Raw genomic sequence first — 22853 nt, 5'->3', positions numbered from 1 at the left:
GTCAGCAGCAGCGCGTGGCGATTGCCCGCGCCATCGTGATGCGACCCAAAGTGGTGCTGATGGATGAGCCGCTCAGTGCGCTGGATCGTCGCCTGCGCGAGTCGATCCAGATCGAGATCCGCGATCTGCACCAGACCATCGGCAGCACGATTCTGTTCGTGACCCACGACCAAAGCGAAGCCCTGACGATGAGCGACCGGATCGCCGTGATGGATGCCGGAAAGATCATCCAGATCGCGCGCCCCGCCGAAATCTACCGCCATCCGAAGACGCAGTTCGTCGCGTCCTTCGTCGGCGAAAGCAATCTGATCGACGCCGAAATCCTGCAACGCTCCGGCAACACCGTCACGCTGAAAAACCGTGCGGGTTATGTGTTCCAGGCCGAAAGCCGCGACGCGGCCAGTGCTGGCCGGGTGACGGTTCTGGTGCGGCCCGAGCGAATCACGTTCTCAAACGATCCGATGGCAAACGCGATGCCCGCCACCGTCACCTCGGCACTGTTTCTGGGCGAAACCCTGCGCATTGAAGTGCAGGTTGACGGCGGTGACAGGCTGCTGATCCGCTGCACTGATCTGGCGAACCGTCCGCTGCCCGCTGTGGGGGATCGTCTGCATGTCGGCTGGGGTGCCGATGATTGCTGGGTGCTGACATGACCGATGCGCCGATTGTTCATCGCATACCCCTGACCGAGCGGTTGAAAAATCCCGCCCTTTTGCTGCTGCCAGCCACGCTGTTTCTGGCCTTCATCTACCTGATGCCGCTGATCGACCTGACCCGCATCAGCATGAACGGCCCGTCGGTCTTGACGCATTTTGAACGCGTGTTCGACATTCCGCTTTATTGGGAGTCGCTGGTCCGCACGATGCAGATCGCGGTCACTGTCGCGTTCCTGTGCCTGCTGTTCGGCTATCCGATGGCGCTGCTGATCCACCGCACACGTGGCACAGCGCAGGTGTTGATCGCCACGGCAATCGTGCTGCCCTATTTCATCGCGATCCTGATCCGCACCTATGCGTGGATGGTGCTGCTGGGCCGCAATGGCCCGGTCAACAAATTCGCGGTCTGGCTTGGCATTTTTGACGAACCGATGGGCCTGTTGTTCAACCGTGGCACCGTGCTGGTCTGCATGACCGCCGTTCTGCTGCCGTTGATGGTGCTCAGCATCTATTCCAGCGTCGCGCGGCTGGATCAAAGCCTGACGCGGGCGGCATTGGCCAGTGGGGCAGGGCCGCTTGCGGTGTTCTGGCGCGTGCTGTTGCCGCTGACCCTGCCGGGGATCGGGGCCGGGTTCCTGTTGGTCTTCGTCAGCGCATTGGGCTTTTTCATCACGCCGACGCTGCTAGGCGGGCCGGGCGATCAGATGTTCGCCATGCACATCACGCAACAGGCCGATTTCGTCTCAAGCGAGGGCTTTTTGCAGGCGCTGGCTGTGGTGCTGCTGGTGATCACGCTGGTCGTGGTCGCGGTGGCTGGCCGCATCATGGGGTTTGAGTTCATCTGGGGTGGCAGCAAACTGTCCGACACCCCGGCAAGAACCAGCCCACGTCTCAAGGCCAGCACGGCAAAACCGCGTCATACGCTCGGCATGGTCTTGGCAGACAGCATCGGCTGGCCGCTGCTGCGCCTGCTTGGGCGGCTGCATGGCGGGTTTGGCACCTGGACGGTTCGTCTGATCGGGGCGTTTGTGATCGCAGCACTGATCGTGCCGATCATCGTCGTGATCATCATCTCGTTCAGCAATGCCACCTACCTGACATTCCCGCCCACCGAATACTCGCTGCGTTGGTACACCAAGTTCTTTTCCGACGCCAACTGGATGCGCGCCTTTGGCAACTCGCTGATGATCGCGGCGCTGTCGGCTTGCTTTGCAGTGATCCTGGGGGCCTCGGCGGCGATGGGCATCGTGCGCAGCCGGATCAAATACAAATCCGCGATCATGCTGCTGCTGGTCAGCCCGGTGATCGTGCCCCCGGTGGTGTTGGGCCTGTCGCTCTATAGCCTCTTCCTGCGGTTTGATCTGGTCGGCACCGTCTGGGGCTTGGCCGCTGCCCATGCCATCGGCGGCGTGCCCATCGTGGTCGTCATCATCTCGGCGGCTTTGCAGGCGGTTGACCCGAAGCTGGAGCAAAGCGCCGCCGTGCATGGCGCATCGCCGCTGACGGTGTTTCGCACCGTAACGCTGCCCACCATTGCGCCGGGCTTGGCGGCGGCGGTGTTCTTTGCCTTTCTGCATTCGTTCGACGAGCTGGTGCTGTCGCTGTTCTTGTCCAGCGCGCAGCTGAAAACCCTGCCGCTGATGCTGTGGGCAGACATCAACTATCAACTCAACCCGGTGCTGGCAGTCGTCTCTACCCTTGAGGTGCTGCTTGTCGTCGGAGGGATCGCTTTGGCGCGACCCGTACTGTCGCGGTCGCGTGCGGCGTAAGGCCATAACAAACTGACTTTCAGAGGAGGAGGATGAAAATGCTTGAACGGAAATATCTCAGGGCGACGGCCTCGGCGCTGGCCGCAGCCGCGTTGATTGCGGGGGCTAACCTTGCCGCTGCGCAAAGCACCGAAGTGGTGATGCAAGACCCCGGTGGCGGCTATGGCGAGGCGCTGCGCAGCGTGATGTATGACCCCTTCACCGCCGAAACCGGCATCAACGTGATCACGGTGCAAGAGGCCCGCAGCGGCCCCAAGATCAAGGCGCAGGTCGAGGCTGGCAAGGTTGATTGGGATCTGACCTTCATCTTTGATCAGGAAACCAAACTGCTGGGCGATTGCTGTCTGGCGGACATCGACTATGACAAATTGTCCGACAGCGCCAAGGTCACGCTGGCCGCAATGCCCGACAATCTGAAACGCCCCAAAGGTGTGGCGCTTCAGGTGATCGGCGTGGCTCTGGTCTATAACAAAGAAAAATACACCGGCGATAACGTGCCCGCCAACTGGGCCGATTTCTGGAATGTCGAAAAATTCCCCGGCAAACGCTGCCTGCCCGGCTGGCCGCGCTTCGTGATGGAAGCGGCACTGATGGCGGACGGTGTGGCGAAAGAAGACCTCTACCCGCTGGATATGGAGCGGGCGCTGAAAAAGATCGACGAGATCAAGCCGCATGTGTCGAAATGGTGGACCACCTCGGCGCAACCGCCGCAACTGCTGCTCGATGGCGAAGCTGATATGTGCATGGCCTATACCGGGTCGATGAGCAAACTGGCGCTGGAAGGGGCTCCGGTCGAAATTTCCTGGGATCAGGGCTTTGTCTACTACGATTTCTTCTCGATCCCCAAGGGCGCACCGAACTATGACAACGCGCTGAAACTGCTGTCATGGCGGCTTGACGCTGCGCGGGCGGCGGAACTGACCTCGACCTTCCCGGTCGCGCTGCCGTCCTCGGTGGTGTTCGAGGCGTCGGACCGCAGTGTCAGCCGCTACTGGGCCAACAACCCGGACAACTTGGCAAAAGCGATTGAATGGAGCCCGGACTATTGGGGTGCCATGGCGGCCAACGGCACATCGACCAATGAAGAGGATGGCCAAGAGCGGTTGAACGCTCTGCTGGCGCAGTAATCTGAAATCTGGCAAATGGCCGTGACCCTGAAGGGTTGCGGCCATTCTTGCCCGTAGTAATTGATCCGCCGCGCCGTCATGATACGGATGAAAAGCCAAAGGAAACAGGCGCATTATGGATAAAGCCTTCATCAAAGGACTTCGCCTGATCGAAGCCTTGGCCCTCAGCGAAACCCCGCGTGGCGTCACTGACCTTGCGGCGCAACTGCAATTCACCAAAAGCAACACCCACCGCCTGCTGACCACTTTGCAGGCGCAAGGCTATGTCCGGCAAATTCCGCCGCACAGCACCTATGAGTTGACCACCCGGATCTGGGAACTCGGCAGCCATGTGATCCGCCGGATGGATCTGATCAAAGTGGCGCGCCCGGCGATGCTGCGGCTGGCCGAGCAAACCGGTGAGACGGTGCATCTGTCGCTGCTGGAAGACACCGACGTGGTCTATGTCGACAAGATCGAAAGCGCCCATCACATCCGCGCCCATACCAGTGTCGGCTCGCGTGCGCCCGCCTTCGCAGTGGCCACCGGCAAGGCGATGCTGTGTCATATGCCCGACAGCTACCTTGAACGCTTCACCCCGCATCTGCGTCGCTATACCGACACCACCCGCGCGACCTTGGCCGAACTGCGCGAAGACATCGCCACCGCCCGCGCGCAGGGCTATGCCTCGGTTCCCTTGGGCGAATGGCGCGACGGCATCGCGGCTTGCGCCTGCGCCATCCTTGGCCGTTCGGGTGAACTTGTCGGGGCGATCGGCATGTCTGGCCCGGATTCGCGCGTCAAGCGCAAGCAATTGAAAGAATACGCGGTGCATGTGATTGACGCAGCCCGCAGCATCTCCACCGCCCTTGGCTACGCGCCGCGCGGCTAACCCCCGGCGCAGCCCTTTGCAAAAGCAGGACACCACATGACCTATCCCAACACTCAACTGCTGATCGGCGGCGTTTGGCGCGATGGCGCAGGTGCGCGCAGCATCAACGTGACCGACCCCGCCACCGGCGAGGTGATTGGCACCGTCGCCCACGCCAGCCGCGCCGATCTGGATGCGGCCTTGGTCGCGGCCGAGGCGGGTCTGCGTGTCTGGAGCATGACCGGCGTGTTCGAGCGTTACAAGATCATGCGCCGCGCTGCCGAACTGCTCCGCGACCGTGCCGACCGTGTGGCTGCCGTGATGACCAGCGAGCAGGGCAAACCTTTGGCCGAAGCCCGATCCGAAGTGCTCAGTGGTGCCGACATCATCGACTGGTTTGCCGAAGAAGGCCGCCGCACCTATGGCCAGATCATCCCAGCCCGCCAAAGCGATGTGACGCAAATGGCGATCAAACTGCCCGTCGGCGTGGTCGCGGCCTTCACCCCGTGGAACTTCCCCATCAACCAAGTGGTGCGCAAACTCTCGGCTGCCGTCGCCGCGGGCTGCTCGATCATCGTCAAGGCCCCGGAGGAAACTCCGGCTGCCCCGGCAGAGCTGATCCGCGCCTTTGTCGATGCGGGCATTCCGGCGGGCGTGGTCAATCTGGTCTATGGTATCCCGTCCGAGATCTCGGAATACCTGATCGCGCATCCGGTGATCCGCAAAATCTCGTTCACCGGATCGACGCCGGTGGGCAAACATCTCGCAGCCCTTGCGGGTCAGCACATGAAGCGCGCCACGATGGAACTCGGCGGCCACGCCCCCGCCATCATTTTCGACGATGCCGATACCGCGAAGGCGATCAAAGCCTTGTCCGCCGCCAAGTTCCGCAACGCCGGGCAAGTCTGCATCGCGCCAACGCGCTTTCTGGTGCAGGACGGGGTTTTTGACGCCGTGCTGGACGGCATCAGCCACGCCGCCCAAGCGATCAAGGTCGGAAATGGTGCCGCCCCCGATACCCAGATGGGCCCGCTTGCCAACGACCGCCGTGTGCTGGCGCTGGAAGAGTTGATTGGCGATGCCCTCGCCCAAGGCGCAACCCTGCGTGCAGGCGGCAAACGCATCGGCAACAAGGGCAACTTCTTTGAACCGACCGTTCTGGCCAACGTGCCGCTATCCGCGCGGATCATGAGCGAGGAACCCTTCGGCCCCGTCGCGATTGTGAACCGCTTCACCACACTGGAACAGGTGATTGCCGAGGCCAACCGCCTGCCGTTCGGCCTTGCCTCTTACGCTTTCACCCGCTCAGCCGAAACCATCCGTGCCTTGGGAATGCAGATTGACGCGGGCATGACCACGATTAACCACATCGGCCTTGGCCTGCCCGAAGTGCCCTTCGGCGGCGTGCGCGATTCCGGCTACGGCACCGAGGGCGGATCAGAGGCGATTGAGGCTTATCTGGTTACCAAATTCGTCACTCAGATGGCTGCATAGCGCAGCTTATCTGGGGGCTGCGCGTCTCAAACATCTGCCCAGCGCGCGTTTCGCGCAGATCATTGCCGTCGCGTTCCAGAAACAGCACATCCAGATTGTGTTTGCGCGCCAATGCAGCTCCGTCGGTGCTGCCGGTCACCATCAGCGCAGTGGCCCAAGCATCGGCTGCCATGCAAGTGGCGGCAATGACCGTCACCGAGGCCGGGGATCGCGCCAATGGGCCGCCGCGTGCCGGATCAATGGTATGTGAAAGCCGCTTGGCCCCGGCGCTGATCCAGTGGCGGTAATCGCCCGAAGTGGCTACTGCTGCATCTTGCAGGGCAAGGATGGCATGGGCGGCGCGGATATGGTGATCTGGACGCTCGATTGCGACCGTCCAAGGCGTGCCGTCCGGTTGCAGGCCAACAGCGCGGAGTTCCCCGTCGATGGCGAAAAGGCCGCCTGTAACGCCAAACCCTGCGGCAACCTCGACCAAACGATCAACTCCATAACCCTTTGCAATACCTGACAGATCAAGGCTGATCGGTCCGTGTTTGCGCGCGCGCAGGTTGGCGGAATCAAGTTCCACCACGTCTTGCGCAGGGCGGCGGCGGCGAGCAAGTGCAGCACGAATGGCGGTTTCATTGACCTGTGCTGCGCCAAAACCCCAAGCCGTGACGGCATCACCAACACCAATGTCAAACGCGCCGCCCGAGGCTTGCCCGATGGCAAGCGCCGTCTGAAGCACCAACATCAAGCGGGCGGGCAGCGGCTGCCAGACCTCGGGCGGTGCTGCATTCAACAGCATCAGGGCGCTGTCCGGCCGCCATGTCGACATCTGCGCATCGACGTCAGCCACGGCGGTTTGCAGGGCCACCGCCAGCGGAGCGGGATCAAAGCCCTGTGGCATGTGGAACAAAGCCTGCCACCGCGCGCCCATGGTAGCACCGCTTAGGGCATGGCGGATCAGCTTAGTAGACATCTTCAACATAGCGCCCCTCAGCTTTCAGCGCCGCCGGGGTCAGACCCAAGGGCGCTATGATTTCGGCCAATGCATCGGCCACACCCACTGCCATCTCGCGCCCGCCGCAGACCATTACCCGCGCGCCGTCCCGGATCAGATTGGCGATTTGGGCGGCCTCACCGCGCAGTGAGTCTTGGACGTATTGCGGTTTAGAGCCACGCGAAACCGCCGTGATCAGCGATGCAAGGCGGCCTTTGGCCTGCCAGGCGGCAAGTTCTGCGCCATACAGGAAATCGCTGTCCGGGTGACGGATGCCGAAGAACAGATGGATCGGACGCAACCTGCGATTGTCCCGGATGATGCCAGCCAGCGGCCCCACGCCGGTGCCCGCGCCGATCAGGATCAAGGGTGCACGATCACGTCCGGCGTGGAAGTTGGGGTTGCGGCGCAGGAAAGCGCGGGTGGTGTCGCCGGGCTCCAGTGCCAGAAGCTGCCCCGAGCAGAGCCCGCCGGCTTGTTTTCGCACCACGATTTCAACAAAACCATCCCGGCTGGCCGAGGCAAGCGAGTAAAAGCGCGGCACATCAGCACCTTGCGGCAGAATGCCCAGCAGATCACCCGCCTGAAACCGGCTAATGCCACGCCCGATAAGCCGCTGCCACAGGGTGGCGTTCGGCACGGCAAATCGCAGGATCGAGGTGGGTGCCTGCACTTCGGTGCCATAATCGCGGCGTGACAGCAAGGACAGGCGTTGCGTTTCGGGCAAGATCGGCTGATGCGCAAGCCTCAGCGGCATATCCAGCGCCGCTCCAAGCGCTTGCCCCCAGCGAGCAAAGTCCTGCGGTGATTGCCGGTCGACGGTATCAAAGGGGATCAGCATGATATAGCCCTTGGCCTCCGCCTCAGCGGCAATGGTTTTGGCAAACGCGCAGAAGGCCGGAAAACTGCGGTCGCCAAAGCCCAGAACGGCCAAGGAAGCGGCGGGCACATCAGCCTGTGACAAGCGTTCAAGAAACCCCTTGGCCGAAGTCGGGGCGTCACCGTCGCCATAGGTCGCGGTCATGATCAGGATGCGCTGTGCCTTGGCGTAGCGGACCGGATCAAAGCTTGAAAGTGGTGCGGCATGCACGGTCTGCCCCGCCGCGGTCAGTGCTGCGTGCAGCGTCGCCGCAAAGCCCCAAGTGCTGCCGCTTTCGCTGCCAACCAGCAGGATCGTCTCGGCTTGGGCGGGCGTCACATTACCTTTGATTTTTGGACGCGCGTGCCGTCCTGCCAACCACAACATCACCCCAGTGCCACCCATCACTGGCACCCCCAGGGCCATCAGCCCCAGCAGCAGCCCCAGTGCCGCCGCCCCTTGGCCAGTGTGCAACATGTAGATGGTTGCCGAAACGCGCTGCCACATCGAAAGCCCCGCCCAGGAAAGCTGCACCCCGGTGCCTTGATCCAGCGTGGCAGTTCCGGTTTCTGTCGTCAGGGTGAACACATCGCTGGCGTCATCCGCATAGGGAAAGGACAGTTCCCGCAGCGCGCTTACCGGAGTTTGCTGCAACTGCCCGATGGCTTTCACCGCAATGCCGGTCTTGCCACTCGGCTCGGCCAGCGTTGTGGGTGGCACCGCGCTGTCGGGCAACAGATCGAAGGTCGAGGCCGTCATCCACAGCGCAGTGGCCGAAGATACCAGCAGCCCCATCACCGCCACACGGGCGATTTCCACATGTAGTCGCCCCGCAAACGGGCCACGCAACCGCGTAAACCAGCGCCGCCATCCGCCCGCCCGCCGAGCCACCAGCATCATACCCGACAGCGCCAAGAGCAGCATCGCCAAAGCCCCAGCTGCGGTGACGATCCGCCCGCCATCCCCCAGAAACAACGCGCGGTGCAGGTTGATCAGCCAGCGCTCGGCCTGATTCGGATCTGCCGAGCCAATCCCCTGCCCAGTGCTCGGATCAATCACCGCAGAGCCAGGGGTGCCGCCGTCGAACCAATAAGCGGTGATCTGGCCCGACGGCGCGCGGACAATCTGCTCCACGGCGGGGATGGCGCTTTGCACCCGCTGTGCAAGATCGGCCACGCTCAAGCCTGCCTCGGGCTGGGTGACGCCAAGCCGCTCGGCGGCGGGAAACACCGAAAGCGCCGCCCCGCTCAACGCCAGCACGGTGACAAGGGCAAGGGCCAAGAGCCCCGGCCAGCGGTGAAGCAGGCGGATCATGGCGGTCTCCCCCTTAAAGACCGTAGGCGAAGCTGGCGATATAGCGCCGCCCCTGTGCCGAAGCCCCCGCCGTGGTCAGCGGCACAGCGATCTCATTCGGGCTGTTGCGCATATCTTCGACCGCCGCATCAATGTGCAGGGTGTAGCCCGCGTCAAGCAGCGCATCGGCCAGATCAAGCGTGATTTCAAGCGAGCGACCGGCACCGACACTGGCGCCGGTAATCCCGTTGATCTGCGCGGTATCGCCGCCCGTGGCCGCATACCAGTCCGACAAATGTTGGTAGTATTTCGATTTACCCCCCGCCATCCACAAGCTGCCCGCATAGACGCCCTGTGGATCGGTGACATAGATCGCGAGATAAGCGCCATTGCCGCCGTAAGCGTTCAGCGTGGTGGTCAGCGTGACCGGACGGGCCATCGCAAGACCGGGAAGTGTCAACGCGGTGGTCAGGGCAAGGGTGGCGAGCAAGGATTTCATAGCAGATATGCCTTATGGTTTGGGGAGGGGGCGGTCAGTTCACTTGCACCTTCGGCGGAGCACCTGTGCCGAACAGGCCGTTCGAAGGGGGTGCTGCGGTGCCCGTGGGGGCCGGATTGACTGTGCTACCGCAAGCAACCCCGTCATCGTCATCCTCGCCGCAGTCATCGTCCGAACCTTCATCATCGTCATCGTCATCTTCGTCGCTGTCGATCAGCACGAGCGGAAGCGCTTGCGTTCCGCCCTTCATCATCGAAGCGATGGGGTTTGCCGGGGTGGGCGGCAGGCTGGTGCCGCTGAAGGCTGGCAAACCAAGGCAAACGGTGAAGGCGGTCGATGCAGCCAGCAGGGCGAAGGTGGATTTCATAACGAGTCTCCATTGATCCGATGTTGCCAATTTGCACGGCTCACCTGAGGTCTTCCTGACAGCGGCGCGGTTTCTGCTTCAGCTTGACGTCAGGAAGAAAAAAACCCGCCAAAGCGGCGGGGCAAGTTTGGGCCGTGGGACAGTCGGCCGGTGCATGAGCGCAGGGGCGTGCCGATTTCGCGGCATACATCAGTCGTGGCTTTTGACCTTGCCGCCTTTGCGGATGCCATCTTCTTCGTGATCTTCGTATTCGATCTGAAGCACCTGAAGCGTTGCGGGCTGCAGCGTCACCTCAATCCGCCGACCAGCCGCGTCGCGGCCATCAATCTCATAGCAGCCATCGTCGATCTTGATGCGGCGCACGCTCCAGCCGTTCTTGGCGGCCAATGCGGCCACAGCCTCGCGCGGTTGCCAATCGGCCATCGGCACAAAGCAATCGTCGTCGTCGGCCAGCGCCATACCTGCCGGAAAAGCGGCAAGAAAGGTTAGAATTGTCAATGTCTTCATCATGGGCCAAACTCCGGGTTGCGGCCTTCTTGCGCAGGTTTGCACCCTGAAACTGACGCGAGCCTGAAGCTGTGCATCTGCCCACGTCAGCTTGGCGTCAGCCCCGGCGCGTAGATTGGTCCAACACCAAAGGAAAACATACGCCATGCGCATCCTGTTGATCGAGGACGACACGGTTCTGGGGGCTGCGGTGCGCGACCAGATCGCAGGCGACGGCCATTCGGTGGATTGGGTGACGCGGCTGGACGCGGCGGGCGATGCGATGGCGGTGGCGGGCTATGATCTGCTGCTGCTTGATCTGATGCTGCCGGATGGACGCGGCATTGGATTTCTGAAAACCCTGCGCCAACGCGGCGACGTCAGCCCGGTGATCATTCTGACCGCGCTGGATCAGGTGTCCGACCGTATCGAAGGGCTGAACGCCGGGGCAGATGATTATCTCGTCAAGCCCTTTGATCTGGCGGAATTATCGGCTCGGATCGGATCGGTCGCGCGGCGCTACAGCGGCAACCCGAACCCGATCATCAACCACGGTGCGCTGGACATCGATCTTGCCGCCCGCAGTTTGCGCCGCGATGGCAAGGTGGTGCCGCTGACCGCCCGCGAATGGGCCCTGTTCGAGGCCCTGCTGGGCCGCCCCGGCCAGCTTCTGTCGAAGGCGCAGCTTGAAGAAAAGCTCTATGCTTTTGACGCCGAGATCGAAAGCAACACCATCGAGGTGCATGTCAGCCGCTTGCGCAAAAAGCTGGGTGCTGCGGTGATAGAGACCGAGCGCGGGCTTGGCTATCGGCTGGGCGCGGCATGATGCTGCCAGGTAGCCTACAAGCCCGGTTGGCGCTGTCTCTGGGGGCGCTGCTGACGGTGCTGTGGCTGGCGGCAGCTTGGGTGACGGGGCAGGTACTGCGCCACGAGATGGACGAGGTCTTTGACTCAGCGCTGCAAGAAACCGCGCAACGTCTGCTGCCACTCGCGGTGTTGGATATTCTGAGCCGTGATGATGATGGTGTGACCCAGCGGCTTGGCGCGATCCGCACCCATGGCGAGTTTTTCACCTATGTCGTGCGCGATGCGCAGGGGCGGATTCTGCTGCAATCGCACACGGCGGACCCGGCGGATTTTCCGGCCTATGACGGGCCGGGGTTCCGGCAGACCGACAGCCATCGGCTGTATAGCGAGGACGCCGTGCAAGGCACCGTGCGGATCACCGTCGCCGAGCCGTTGCCGCAGCGCGCCGAACTCGCGGGCGAGCTTCAGATGGTGTTGGCTCTGCCAATCTTGGTGGTGATCCCGATTGCGTTGCTGGCGATCATTTTAGCGGTGCGCGCCAGCCTCACACCGCTGCGCCGCTTTCGTGAATCGCTGGCGGCCCGCAGCGGACGAGATTTGTCGCCAGTGCCGGTTGGGGGCCTGCCCGCCGAAATCCTGCCCGTGGCCACAACCCTGAACGACGTGTTGGATCGCCTGAAGGCAGCCTTTGACGCCGAGCGCAGCTTTGCCGCCAATGCAGCCCATGAGTTGCGCACCCCCTTGGCCGGGGCCATCGCGCAGGCGCAACGGTTGCAGGTGGAAACCAAGGACGCGACTGCGGCGCGCCGCGCGGCGGATATCGAAGCCGCGCTGAAGCGGCTGACCCGGATGGCCGAGCGGCTGTTGCAACTGGCGCGTGCCGAGGGCGGGCCGCTGCGCTTGGATCATGCGACTGATTTGCGCGTGGTGGCGCGGCTGATCATCGAAGACATGCAGCGCGCAACTGCCACCCAAATCCGGCTGGTCCTGCCGGATCAGCCGGTCTTGTCTGATCTGGATCCAGATGCCTTTGGCATCATCTGCCGCAATCTGGTCGAAAACGCCCTGCGACATGGCACCCCAGCTTCCCCAATCGACGTGACCTTGGCGCAAGACGGCAGATTCCGCGTCGCCAATGATGGCCCGCTCGTTTCGCCACAAACCCTCAGCCTGCTCACCCGGCGATTTGAGCGGGGCGGCTCTGGCGCAGAGGGCAGCGGCCTTGGCCTTGCCATCGTCGCAGCCATTGCCGACCGGATATCGACACGGCTTATTCTCGCCTCTCCCAGATCCGGCACAACCTCTGGATTTGAAGCGGCTTTGACATTGCCAATAGTCGCCACCAAGCAGCATTGATCTGGTGATTGCCTGCGCATCTGCTGCACGGGATCAGGGATGGCCCAGGCAGCGCGCGCGATTGCGAAGCCAGTTCCACGCGCGGCACCTCTCGGCACACGCAGACCTATTGCCGCAGGCAGCCCAACGAGGGCCGGATTCCGTTGCCGTAAGATGCAGCACAGACTAGGCATTGCAGGGTCAATGACAGGGCGGGTATGACGCTGCAGGACGATCAGATTGGTGCCAAAGTGCTGAACGCGTTGGTGGCACCCGAGCAAGGAGCGCTGCGCAAGGCCGCTGTGTTGTCGGGACTGGCAGCATTGCTCTGGCCGTTACAGGCGGCTTTGGTGGCGGGTGCGTTGGCCGGATTGCTGACCGATGTTGCCCCGCTTTGGTCGTATGTCGCAGGATTTGCCCTACTGGGCGTGCTGCGTGCGGTTCTCAACCACTGGTCTGAGGGCATCGCTTTCACAGCAGGCTTGCGGATGACCGGCCAATGCCGGGCCGTGATCGTCACGCGTGAGGCGACCCGCAGCACTGGCCCCGCAGCCGGAACTATAGCCGCCCTCGCCGCCGAAAAGCTGGACCTGCTTTTGCCCTATGTCAGCCGCTATGCCCCGGCGCGGGCGCGGGTGATGGTGGTGCCGGTGGTGATTCTGGCGCTGGCGTTTTGGCAATCCTGGGCGGTAGGGGTGGTTTTTCTGATCACCGGCCCGCTGATCCCGGTGTTCATGGCGCTGATCGGCTGGGCCGCGCAATCGGCCAGCCAGCGCCAGATGGCCGAGATCGGCAACTTGAATGATCTGCTGGTAGAGCGCCTGCAAGCGCTGATCGACATCCGCGTGTTGGGCGCAGGCGAGGCGGTGGTCAGCAGCTTCGCCGCCGCGGCCGAGCGGTTGCGGATGCAGACCATGGCGGTGCTGCGTGTGGCCTTTCTGTCTTCGGCGGTGCTGGAGTTGTTTGCCGCCATCGGCGTGGCAATGGTCGCGGTCTATGTCGGATTTTCGCTGTTGGGCCTGCTGGGCTTTGGCGGCTACGGCACGCCTTTAACCCCGGCTGCTGGGATTTTCCTGATCCTGCTCGCGCCCGAGTTTTACCAGCCCTTGCGCGATCTGTCGGCGGCTTGGCACGACCGTGCGGCCGCATTGGCGGTGGCGGCGGACTGGGCCGAATGGCAAGCGCAGCCCGCAGAGCCCTTGCTGGGGCAGGGTGCCTCGGCGGCGCGGTTGGCAGGGCCTGCGGATATTGCGGTGACCGGATTGCGGCTGCGCTTGGGGCCGCGCCTGCTGACCCTGCCGGATTTCCAGCTTGCTGCAGGTGAGACCTTGGCGCTGCTGGGGCCAAGCGGCGCAGGCAAGACCACGCTGCTGCGGCTGCTGGCCGGGATGCTGCATCCCGAAGTGGGGCAGATCCGTGTCGCGGGCCAGCTGCTGGATGACAGCACCGCCGATGGCTGGCGGGCGCGCTTGGGCTGGATGCCGCAACAACCGCATTTCCTGAACGCCAGCCTGCGGCATAACCTCAGCCTTGGGCGACCCGGTGATCTGTCTCCCGCGCTGCGGGCGGTGGCGATGCAAGACGTCGTTGCAGGGCTGCCGCAGGGTCTTGCCACCCGGCTGGGCGAGGGCGGCGGCGGGCTGTCGGGCGGTGAGGCACGCCGGCTGACCCTTGCCCGCGCCCTGCATGCCCGCCCGGATGTGCTGCTGGCCGACGAGCCGACCGCCGATCTGGATGCGGTCTCTGCCGAAGCCGTCACCGCAGGCCTGCTGGCACTGGCGGCGACAGGATGCAGCCTGATCATCGCCACCCACGACGAGGCGCTTGCCGCCCGGATGGATCGCGTCATCCGGCTGGAGCCGCTGCAATGAGCCCGCTTTGGCAGGTGTTCCGCTGGATCTGGCGTGACCAGCGCCCGGCCATGCTGCGCGGGGCGCTGCTGGGTGTGGCGGTGTTGCTGGCGGGTGTGGCTTTGCTGGGGCTGTCGGGGTGGTTCATCACTGCCGCGGCGGCGGCGGGGCTGGCCGGGGTTGGCGCGTCGTTTGACGTGTTCCGGCCCTCGGCTTCGGTGCGTTTCCTCGCCTTGGGCCGCACCGCCGCGCGCTATGGCGAGCGGGTGTTGACACATGATGCCACCCTTCGGGCCTTTGCCGCGCTGCGGGTGCGCTTGCTGCAAGGTCTCACACGCGCACCCTATGACCGCCTCGTGCGCCTGCGCGGTCCGCAGATGCTAAACCGCCTGACCGCTGATATAGACGCCTTGGACGGCCTGCCGTTGCGGCTGGTCTTGCCGCTGATCGCCGGGATCGCCACGCAGCTGCTCAGCTTTGCGGTGATCTGGGCGCTGGCAGGGTTGGCGATTGCCGCAACGCTGGCGGTGGGCTTTATCGGGGGCGGGGCTGTGGTGCTGATCTGGGCGGGCAGGGCAGGGCTTGCACCCTCGCGTCGCGCCGAGCTGGCCACCCAAGCCTTCCGCAGCCGTTTCATTGATCTGGTGCAGGCGCGCGGCGATCTGGCGATCTATGGCCAGCTTGCAGCGCAGCAGGATGCGGTTCTCGCGGCGGATCTGCGCAGGCAAACCGCCCGCCTTGCGCAAGACCGCGTCGAGCGGCGGGCGGGGTTTGCGCTGTCCTGCCTTGGCACCGGCTTGGCGGCGGCGGCTTTGGCATTGGGCATGGCGCTGGCGCAAAGCGGCCAACTCAGCCCGGCGCTGGCCGCGATGGGCTTCTTTGCGGCACTTGCCTTGTCGGAAACCGCAGCGCCCTTGCGCCGTGCGGTGGCTGAACTGGGCCGGATGACCCTTGCCGCCCGCCGGGTGATGCAGGGCCTGTCCGCGCCCGCGCTTCCAACCGGACAAAACCACACCGCCACCCTGCTGCGGTTTGATGCCGTGACGCACCAGCGCGGAGCCGCCCGCCCCAGCCTGCCTGCCCTCAGCTTCAGCCTCAATCCGGGCGAGACACTGGCTTTGATCGGGCCAAGCGGGGCGGGCAAATCCACCGCCTTGCTGCTCGCCGCAGGTTTGCTGCACCCGACTAGTGGCGCGATCTGGTTGGGCGACCAGCCTCTGTCTGACTGGGACGAGCCCGCCCTGCGCGCGCAACTGACCCTTGTGCCACAACGCGCCGCCCTGATGGCAGGCAGCATCCGCCAAGCCCTGAGCCTCGCCGCCCCCGATGCCAGCGACGCCACGCTCTGGGCTGCGCTGCAAGCCGTGGCGCTGGACGATGTGATCCGCGCCAAGGGTGGGCTTGACGCTGAACTCGGTCCGCGTGGCGCTGGTCTGTCTGGCGGGGAAGCCCGCCGCCTCTGCCTCGCCCGCGCCCTGCTGCGCCGCCCCGCAATCCTACTGTTGGACGAGCCGACCGAGGGCCTCGATACCGCCACCGCCCAGCTTGTCCTGCACGGTATCCGCCAGCATCTGCCCCAAGCCGCGATCCTGACTGCGTCACATCGCCCTGTCGAGCTGGATTGGGCTGACTTCACCCTGCGGCTGCCCTAAACTCATATCTGTGATATGGCTTTAACCATGCCACGGGGGAACAGCCCCCACCGCAAGCGACATCGGCAGACCCGATCAGCAGGAGCATGACTTATGGAATTCGGCATCGTTGAACTCTCGCGGTTGCAATTTGCCACCACCGCGATGTTTCACTTCCTGTTCGTGCCACTCACCCTTGGCCTGTCGATCATCGTCGCCATCATGGAAACCGTCTATGTGATGACCAACCGCCCGATCTGGCGGCAGATGACCAAATTCTGGGGCGCGCTGTTCGGCATCAACTTTGCCATTGGCGTCGCCACCGGCATCACGATGGAATTTCAGTTCGGCATGAACTGGAGCTATTACAGCCAATATGTTGGCGATATCTTCGGTGCACCCTTGGCCATCGAGGGGCTTATGGCGTTCTTTCTGGAAGCCACCTTTGTCGGGCTGTTCTTCTTCGGCTGGGACAAGCTGAGCAAGGTCGGGCATCTGGGGGTGACCTGGCTGGTCGCCATCGGATCGAACTTCTCGGCGCTGTGGATTCTGATCGCCAACGGCTGGATGCAAGATCCGGTGGGCGCCGAATTCAACCCGATGACGATGCGGATGGAAATGACCGATTTCTGGGCCGTGCTGTTCAACGAAGTGGCGCAGGCAAAATTCGTCCACACCGTCTCGGCAGGCTATGTCACCGCCTCGGTCTTCGTGCTGGGCGTCTCGGCATGGTATCTGTTGCGCGACCGCCATATCGAACTGGCGCGCCGCTCCATCGCGGTGGCTGCAGCCTTCGGCCTTGCCTCGGCCTTCTCGGTGGTGCTGCTAGGAGATGAATCCGGTTACAACGCCACCCATAGCCAGAAGATGAAACTCGCCGCGATTGAGGGCATGTGGCACACCGAGCCCGCCCCCGCCGCAATCACCGCCATCGGCTTCCCCGACCAAGAGGCCCGCGAGACGCATTATGCCATCCACATTCCCTATGTGATGGGGCTGATCGGCACCCGGTCGCTGACCATTGAAATCCCCGGCATCTCCGAGCTGGTCGAGCAGGCCGAAGTCCGCGTCCGGTCCGGCATGATCGCCTATGAAGCGTTGTTGACCCTGCGGGCCGAGCGTGAGGCGACGCCTTCGGTGGTGAAGGATACGTTCGAGGCACATTCCGCCGATCTCGGCTTTGCCCTGTTGCTGCGCAAATACACCGACACCCCGCATCTGGCGACGGAAGAACAGATCAAACTGGCCGCCAATGACACCGTGCCCACGGTCTGGCCGCTGTTCTGGGCCTTCCGCATCATGGCGGGCTTGGGCTTTTTCTTCATCGGCACCATGATCTATTTCTTCTATCGCGCCTCGTTCAAGCGCATGCAATTCCCCCGCCCGGCGCTGCATCTGGCGGTCTGGATGATCCCAACCCCGTGGATTGCCGCCGAAATGGGCTGGTTTGTTGCCGAATATGGCCGCCAACCTTGGACGGTGGACGGCGTGCTGCCCACAGCCCTGTCGGTCTCGGCGCTGTCGATGACCGAGGTGGCGATCACGCTGGCGGGCTTTGTGATCTTCTATTCGGTGCTGTTCGTCGTCGAGATGGGCCTGATGCTGAAATACATCCGCAAAGGCCCCTTCCTTGAAGTGGCGGAAACCGAGGCTTGGATGCAACGCCACGAGGCGCGGCTACAGGGCCGCAAGAATGCCGATGCCATCGCGCTGGCAAGGGAGTAACACCATGATCTTGCATGAACTTCTCAGCTACGAAACCCTGCGTCTGACATGGTGGGTCTTGGTCGGTGTGCTGTTGATCGGATTTGCGCTGACCGATGGCTTCGATATGGGGGTAGGGGCGCTTTTGCCCTTCGTCGCCAAAACCGATACGGAACGCCGCATCGCGATCAACACCGTTGGCCCGGTGTGGGAGGGCAATCAGGTCTGGTTCATCCTTGGCGGTGGTGCGATCTTTGCGGCTTGGCCGCCGCTTTATGCCGTGTCGTTCTCGGGGTTTTACCTTGCGATGTTCGTGGTGCTGGCGGCGCTGATCGTGCGGCCCGTGGCGTTCAAATACCGCTCCAAACGTGATGATCCGCGCTGGCGGGCAACTTGGGATTGGGCGCTGTTTGCCGGGGGTGCGGTGCCTGCGACGATCTTCGGCGTGGCGGTCGGCAATGTGATGCAAGGAGTGCCGTTTCACTTCACCGACGATCTGCACGCGATCTACGAAGGCGTGTGGTATATGAAATTCCTCAGCCTGCTCAATCCCTTCGCGCTTTGTGCAGGCCTCGTGTCGCTGGCGATGCTGGTGATGCATGGGGCGGCGTGGCTGACCGTGAAAGCCGAAGGCCCGGTGCAGATCCGTGCGCGGCGGATTGGGTCATCGGCGGCCCTGATCGCGGTGGGCGGCTATATCGGCTTGGGCCTCTGGCTGGCTTATGGCTTTGACGGCTATCAGATCGTCGGGGCTTACGTTACCGACGGCCCGTCGAACCCGCTGCATTTTGAGGTCACAAAAGGTGGCAGCTGGATGCAAGCCTATGCCTTGCGGCCGTGGATCGCGATTGCCCCGGTGATGGGCGTTGTAGGCGGTCTGCTGGCCTATCTTGGCCTGCGGGCAGGGCGCGAAGTCACCACGCTGCTGGCGTCGAAAATGGCGATCTTCGGCATGATCGCGTCGGTTGGCCTGACGATGTTCCCGTTCATCCTGCCGTCCTCCAGCGATCCGCGGTCGTCGCTGACGGTGTGGAATTCGTCTTCCTCGCATCTGACGCTGTTCATCATGCTGGTGGTCACCGCGATCTTCCTGCCGCTGATCCTGCTTTACACCGCATGGGTTTACAAAGTGCTCTGGGGCAAAGTCACCGAAGCCGATGTGACCGAGAACTCGGACAGCGTCTACTGAACCGACTGAAAGGACAAAGAAATGTGGTATTTTGCTTGGATGCTGGGTCTGCCGCTGGCCGCGATGTTCGCTGTGGTTAACGCGATGTGGCTGGAGATGCAGGAAGACAGCCGCAAGATCGGCAGTCTGGACGAGGCTGAGGATTAACGCAGCCACAAGCCTTCGCGCTTCAACACAAATCTAATCGCCTGCTCGCGCCGGGGCAGATAGTCGCGGTCAAACAACGCCCGCACCTTTTTGCCCCGGTTCTGATAAATCATCAGCCGCGCAGGCTCGTGATCCCGCAAGATCCGCCGCAGATCCTTTTGCAAGGCGACCTGCTCCAGCACCTCAACCACCCGATCACTTTCCCGTGCGTAAAGCAGCGGCAAGGTGCGGTAATGGCAAGTCACAGCGCCATCCAGCCCCGCAAGGTCCGGCCCCGGACGCCCGCCGCCAAAGCTGTGGATGACCAAGGGCAACGCGATCTGGTCCAGCCAGGGGTAAATCTCCTGACAGACCAAAGCCTCAGGCCGATCATCCCGGATCGTCAGCGCATAGTCCAAAAACCGCTGCCCGAACGCCTTCGGGCTGGCATGAAAGAACCACCCCGCGTTGAAATACAGGAACCTCTGCCAGTAATTCGCGGGCTGGTTGGGATCAATCGTGTCCTCAAACCGCAACCCGAACCGATCATACAGGGCCTTCCACGTCGCCGCTAAGTCCGGCCCATATAACTCTTGGCTCGGCCAAGTCCCCTCCCGCCGCATCGAGGCCGAGGGCTTGCTGAAATCAAACCCTACCGTGTCGAAATTGCCGGTGACCAGCGTGTCAGTATCCAGAAACAAGAACGGCTGATCCGGCAGGGCCGCCAAAGCCTCAATCTTGTTGCCATGCGGATAGCTTTGCCCGAAATGCCGCGCCTCAAACGGCAGAAACTCCGCCCCAAGCTCCTGTAGCATCCCCCGCACCGCCGCATCCGTCACCGCCACAGATTTCTGCCAAGCCCCGCCTTGCTGCGGTTCCGCCAGATACAATTTGCCGGCAAAATTCGGGTTGGTCGCCCGCAAACTGGCCGCCAACAGCAACGCCTCATATTGCAGCCGCCCCGATTGCACCACCGCGACGATATTGAACGCTTGCCGCGCGGGCTTGGGATCGGTCATGTTTCTCTCGCGGGGATTGGCCCCCGTGCTGCTGCTGTTGGCGCGACATTAGGCGCGATTGCGCGGCAGCAAAAGCAAAAGGAGGTTCAGATGATTAGGAATTGCCTGATTGTTGCCGCCATCGCGACAATGCCCCCCGTCGCCATAGCGACAATGCCCACCGCTGCCTTGGCCGAAAACTTCACCACCGCCGCCGAGATCAAGCCGATCCTCGACGCCACCCGCGCCAACTGGATCGCGGTGCGCGAATATGATGGCAAGGATCTGTTGTATTTCACCCATCTTCTGGCATGGCGCTGCGGGCTTTCGGAAATCCGCTACGGATTGAACGGAGCTGCCCCCGACAAAATCTGGCCGATGGAACCCTGCTATGACACCGAGCCGCAGCCCAACGCGCTGAAGATGGAGGGGGCAGAGATCTACCTCACCGAGCCGCTCGGCTCAATCCAGACCATCAACGTCAGCGTCACCTACGACGATGGCAGCGAGGCCAGCGCCGATTTCAACCGCGCCGCCGTGATGACGCCTTAGGCTGCTTCTTGGTATAATACTCGGGCCGGGGCAATCGACGCTAACCTCAAGAGCCTCCGGCGGGAGTATTTTCAAAAGAGCAAATCCTCAGCGCGCAGGGGTGAACCGCAGCGACAGGCAAGACATGCCGCCATCCAGCTTGGCGCATTCGCTGTTGCCGATCTCGCGCACGGTATAGCCCGCCTGCTCCAACGTCACGCGGGTCTTCGCAAAGCCCGCAGGCATGATCACCAGATCGTTGAAGCGGATGGTATTGGCGCAGGCTTCCTCGCCATCGGCGACATAGATCACCTTATAGCCGTCAAAACACCCCGACGCCGCCAGCCGCTTGGTCGACAGAATCGTCTCAGCATCCAGCAGCGAGCAGTCGGTTTTGAAATGCAAAACCCCCGGCGGCGTGAACACTTCGCGCACCGTATAGCCCCAATCCGCCACCAGCCGCGTCAGCTCCGCCACACCGGCGGCATTGGTGCGCGCCGAACGCCCCACCAGAATCTCGGTCTCGGTGGTCAGAATATCGCCGCCCTCGATGAAGCTGTCTGCCCCCTCAATCCGCAGCACTTGGCCATACAACGCCTGCAAATGCGGCGCCATTTCAGCCGCTTCCCCCAGACGCGAGGGCGCGCCGGGCCGCATCACCACAGCGCCTTCGGGCAGGCACAGCGCGGTATCCTCGACAAACACCGAATCCGGGAAAGCCTCCAGCGCGGCCAATTCCACTACTTCTGCCCCGGTCGAACGCAATGCCGCGATGTAATCGGCGTGATGCGCCTGCATCAGGGCCAGATCCGGCATGCCGGTATCCACCGCACGCAATCCGGCAATGATGCTGGCCGACGGGCGGCGGGTGATGGCATGGCTGAAGGTGTAAGACCGCATGAAAGGCTCCTGATCCGAAACTTTGGCGAGCCTAGCGCAAAGCCAATCCGCCCGCAAATCCATGCGCGGCGCCCTTGCTGCCAAAACCGACAAGCCAAGGCCTAAGCCATTGGTCTGTCATCTTATTTTGGAAAGATGGTGGGCGATCTTGGAATCGAACCAAGCATGAGTCGCCTCGGCGGAGTTACAGTCCGCTGCCGCACCTTGCAGCATATCGCCCACTGCGGCGGTGATTACCGAAGCCCACCGGGGGCGTCAAGGGCGGATCGGAGGAATTTTCAAAGCTTTCGCCTTGCGCCCAAACCCCGCAGCCCGCATTGTCGCGCCCGGATGAACGGGGGCTGATACGCGATGTCGGGTGATAAAAAACCAACTTGGGTTGTGGACAAAGAACGCAACCGTCGGGCCGAGGCGCGCGAAACCGTCTGGCTGTTTGGTCTGCACGCGGTGCGCGATGCGCTGATGAACCCCGCGCGTGAAAAGATCCGTCTGGTTGTCACCAAGAACGCCCTCGACAAGCTGGAAGAGGCCGTGGCCTTTTCCAAAATGGAGCCTGAACTCTCTGACCCGCGCAGTTTTTCGGTGCCGATCGACGAAGGCTCGGTGCATCAGGGGGCGGCTTTGGAGGTCAAGGCGCTAAACTGGGGCAAGCTGGCCGATGTGGCGATTTCCGGGGCAGGCGAGCCGCTGATCGTGCTCTTGGACCGCGTTACCGACCCGCATAACGTTGGTGCAATCCTGCGCTCTGCCGAAGTGTTTGGCGCGCGTGCCGTCGTCGCCCCCCGCCACCATTCCGCCCCGGAAACCGGAGCTCTGGCCAAAACCGCCAGCGGCGCTTTGGAGCGTCAGCCTTACCTCAAAGTCACCAACTTGGCCGAGGCAATGGTAGAGCTGAAAGACATGGGCTACACCCTGATCGGCCTTGATGGCGACGGCACCATCGAGCTGTCTGCCGCGATGGCCTTGGTCGGCAAACGCCCGGTGGCCTTGGTTTTGGGCGCTGAAGGCCCCGGCCTGCGCGAAAAAACCCGCGAAACCTGCGATATGATCGCCCGCATCCCGTTCGTGGGCGAATTTGGCAGCCTCAACGTCTCGAACGCCGCCGCTGTGGGCCTCTACGCTGCCGCAACGCGCTAGATTTTATCTAAAGTTTGGGTTCATCCTGGCGAAAATACTCTGGGTGCCTATTGGTTTTGCCATCGGCTCGAAAAACCAATAGGCGGGGGGCAAGCCCCCAAAGATTCGCCGCACTTGCATTATCACAAATGCGCGACCGGGCCTTTAATCTGGCCCTGTGACATCCATATCAATAGCACGCGAGCCGGAACCCTCGCGGTGCCTGTTTACTGTCCCTCGTTCCACACCTTGACGTCCGGCCCACGGGTTGATCCTGTGCCCCG

At 62.8% G+C, this 22853-nt stretch carries 21 protein-coding genes and 1 tRNA gene; 14 read left to right on the top strand and 8 right to left on the bottom strand.

The window, feature by feature from the left end; translation table 11 throughout:
• The 5 genes from U1A24_RS02780 to U1A24_RS02760 form a co-directional block, all read left to right on the top strand.
• On the top strand, window positions 1-653 hold a 653-nt coding region (locus U1A24_RS02780; protein WP_322320468.1), incomplete at its 5' end, for an ABC transporter ATP-binding protein.
• Complete coding sequence (locus U1A24_RS02775; protein ID WP_322320467.1) at window positions 650-2425, top strand: ABC transporter permease subunit; 1776 nt, start codon at window positions 650-652, stop codon at window positions 2423-2425. The genes U1A24_RS02780 and U1A24_RS02775, both read left to right, overlap by 4 nt.
• 38 nt (window positions 2426-2463) lie before the next feature.
• Complete coding sequence (locus U1A24_RS02770; protein ID WP_322320466.1) at window positions 2464-3552, top strand: ABC transporter substrate-binding protein; 1089 nt, start codon at window positions 2464-2466, stop codon at window positions 3550-3552.
• Window positions 3553-3667: 115 nt separating this feature from the next.
• Window positions 3668-4423 carry an IclR family transcriptional regulator gene (locus tag U1A24_RS02765; RefSeq protein ID WP_322320465.1) on the top strand — a complete coding sequence of 252 codons (756 nt, stop codon included), beginning with the start codon at window positions 3668-3670 and terminating at the stop codon, window positions 4421-4423.
• A gap of 36 nt (window positions 4424-4459) precedes the next feature.
• Window positions 4460-5896 carry an NAD-dependent succinate-semialdehyde dehydrogenase gene (locus U1A24_RS02760; RefSeq protein WP_322320464.1) on the top strand — a complete coding sequence of 479 codons (1437 nt, stop codon included), beginning with the start codon at window positions 4460-4462 and terminating at the stop codon, window positions 5894-5896.
• Here the strand turns inward: U1A24_RS02760 and U1A24_RS02755 are convergent.
• The 5 genes from U1A24_RS02755 to U1A24_RS02735 all read right to left on the bottom strand — a co-directional run bounded on the left by U1A24_RS02755 (window position 5877) and on the right by U1A24_RS02735 (window position 10406).
• Window positions 5877-6866 (bottom strand): FAD:protein FMN transferase, encoded by a 990-nt coding sequence (locus tag U1A24_RS02755; RefSeq protein WP_322320463.1) that lies wholly within the window; start codon window positions 6864-6866, stop codon window positions 5877-5879. The two genes, U1A24_RS02760 and U1A24_RS02755, sit on opposite strands and share 20 nt — an antisense overlap.
• Window positions 6847-9051: a PepSY domain-containing protein gene (locus U1A24_RS02750; protein WP_322320462.1), complete on the bottom strand. Its 2205-nt coding sequence runs from the start codon at window positions 9049-9051 to the stop codon at window positions 6847-6849. The genes U1A24_RS02755 and U1A24_RS02750 overlap by 20 nt, the downstream gene beginning before the upstream one ends.
• Before the next feature lie 13 nt (window positions 9052-9064).
• Complete coding sequence (locus tag U1A24_RS02745) at window positions 9065-9529, bottom strand: DUF2271 domain-containing protein (protein WP_322320461.1); 465 nt, start codon at window positions 9527-9529, stop codon at window positions 9065-9067.
• A gap of 34 nt (window positions 9530-9563) precedes the next feature.
• Window positions 9564-9896 (bottom strand): hypothetical protein, encoded by a 333-nt coding sequence (locus U1A24_RS02740; RefSeq protein ID WP_322320460.1) that lies wholly within the window; start codon window positions 9894-9896, stop codon window positions 9564-9566.
• 189 nt (window positions 9897-10085) lie between these two features.
• Window positions 10086-10406 (bottom strand): PepSY domain-containing protein, encoded by a 321-nt coding sequence (locus U1A24_RS02735; protein ID WP_322320459.1) that lies wholly within the window; start codon window positions 10404-10406, stop codon window positions 10086-10088.
• Window positions 10407-10548: 142 nt separating this feature from the next.
• Here U1A24_RS02735 and U1A24_RS02730 point away from each other — a divergent pair, with 142 nt between their 5' ends.
• The 7 genes from U1A24_RS02730 (at window position 10549) to cydX (ending at window position 19045) form a co-directional block, all read left to right on the top strand.
• Window positions 10549-11208 (top strand): response regulator transcription factor, encoded by a 660-nt coding sequence (locus tag U1A24_RS02730; protein ID WP_322320458.1) that lies wholly within the window; start codon window positions 10549-10551, stop codon window positions 11206-11208.
• Window positions 11205-12545: an ATP-binding protein gene (locus tag U1A24_RS02725; protein WP_322320457.1), complete on the top strand. Its 1341-nt coding sequence runs from the start codon at window positions 11205-11207 to the stop codon at window positions 12543-12545. Before U1A24_RS02730 ends, U1A24_RS02725 begins: the two co-directional genes overlap by 4 nt.
• A 197-nt stretch (window positions 12546-12742) precedes the next feature.
• Entirely contained in the window at window positions 12743-14395 is a 1653-nt protein-coding gene (gene cydD / locus U1A24_RS02720; protein WP_322320456.1) for a thiol reductant ABC exporter subunit CydD, read from the top strand.
• Entirely contained in the window at window positions 14392-16026 is a 1635-nt protein-coding gene (locus U1A24_RS02715) for an amino acid ABC transporter ATP-binding/permease protein (protein WP_322320455.1), read from the top strand. The genes cydD and U1A24_RS02715 overlap by 4 nt, the downstream gene beginning before the upstream one ends.
• A 93-nt stretch (window positions 16027-16119) precedes the next feature.
• A complete protein-coding gene (locus U1A24_RS02710; RefSeq protein WP_322320454.1) occupies window positions 16120-17730 on the top strand; it encodes a cytochrome ubiquinol oxidase subunit I in 1611 nt (536 codons plus the stop codon).
• Between the two features lie 4 nt (window positions 17731-17734).
• Window positions 17735-18898, top strand: a complete 1164-nt coding sequence (gene cydB / locus U1A24_RS02705) for a cytochrome d ubiquinol oxidase subunit II (RefSeq protein WP_322320453.1) — start codon at window positions 17735-17737, stop codon at window positions 18896-18898.
• 21 nt (window positions 18899-18919) lie between these two features.
• Entirely contained in the window at window positions 18920-19045 is a 126-nt protein-coding gene (gene cydX / locus U1A24_RS02700) for a cytochrome bd-I oxidase subunit CydX (RefSeq protein ID WP_322320452.1), read from the top strand.
• Here the strand turns inward: cydX and U1A24_RS02695 are convergent.
• A complete protein-coding gene (locus U1A24_RS02695; protein ID WP_322320451.1) occupies window positions 19042-20043 on the bottom strand; it encodes a hypothetical protein in 1002 nt (333 codons plus the stop codon). The two genes, cydX and U1A24_RS02695, sit on opposite strands and share 4 nt — an antisense overlap.
• Window positions 20044-20133: 90 nt before the next feature.
• Between U1A24_RS02695 and U1A24_RS02690 the strand changes: the two genes are divergently transcribed.
• On the top strand, window positions 20134-20574 hold the full coding sequence (locus tag U1A24_RS02690; protein WP_322320450.1) for a hypothetical protein: 441 nt from the start codon (window positions 20134-20136) through the stop codon (window positions 20572-20574).
• An 87-nt stretch (window positions 20575-20661) separates the two neighbouring features.
• Here the strand turns inward: U1A24_RS02690 and U1A24_RS02685 are convergent, their stop codons facing one another.
• Window positions 20662-21453 carry a dimethylarginine dimethylaminohydrolase gene (locus U1A24_RS02685; RefSeq protein ID WP_322320449.1) on the bottom strand — a complete coding sequence of 264 codons (792 nt, stop codon included), beginning with the start codon at window positions 21451-21453 and terminating at the stop codon, window positions 20662-20664.
• A gap of 136 nt (window positions 21454-21589) precedes the next feature.
• Window positions 21590-21673, bottom strand: a tRNA-Tyr gene (locus U1A24_RS02680).
• Between the two features lie 131 nt (window positions 21674-21804).
• Between U1A24_RS02680 and rlmB the strand changes: the two genes are divergently transcribed.
• On the top strand, window positions 21805-22590 hold the full coding sequence (gene rlmB / locus U1A24_RS02675; RefSeq protein WP_322320448.1) for a 23S rRNA (guanosine(2251)-2'-O)-methyltransferase RlmB: 786 nt from the start codon (window positions 21805-21807) through the stop codon (window positions 22588-22590).
• Window positions 22591-22853 lie beyond the last annotated feature (263 nt).

The organism is Cypionkella sp., assembly GCF_034376685.1.
Lineage (GTDB): Bacteria > Pseudomonadota > Alphaproteobacteria > Rhodobacterales > Rhodobacteraceae > Cypionkella.
The sequence above is the reverse complement of the archived record's forward strand: the minus strand, read 5'-3'. Positions and strand labels throughout refer to the sequence as shown.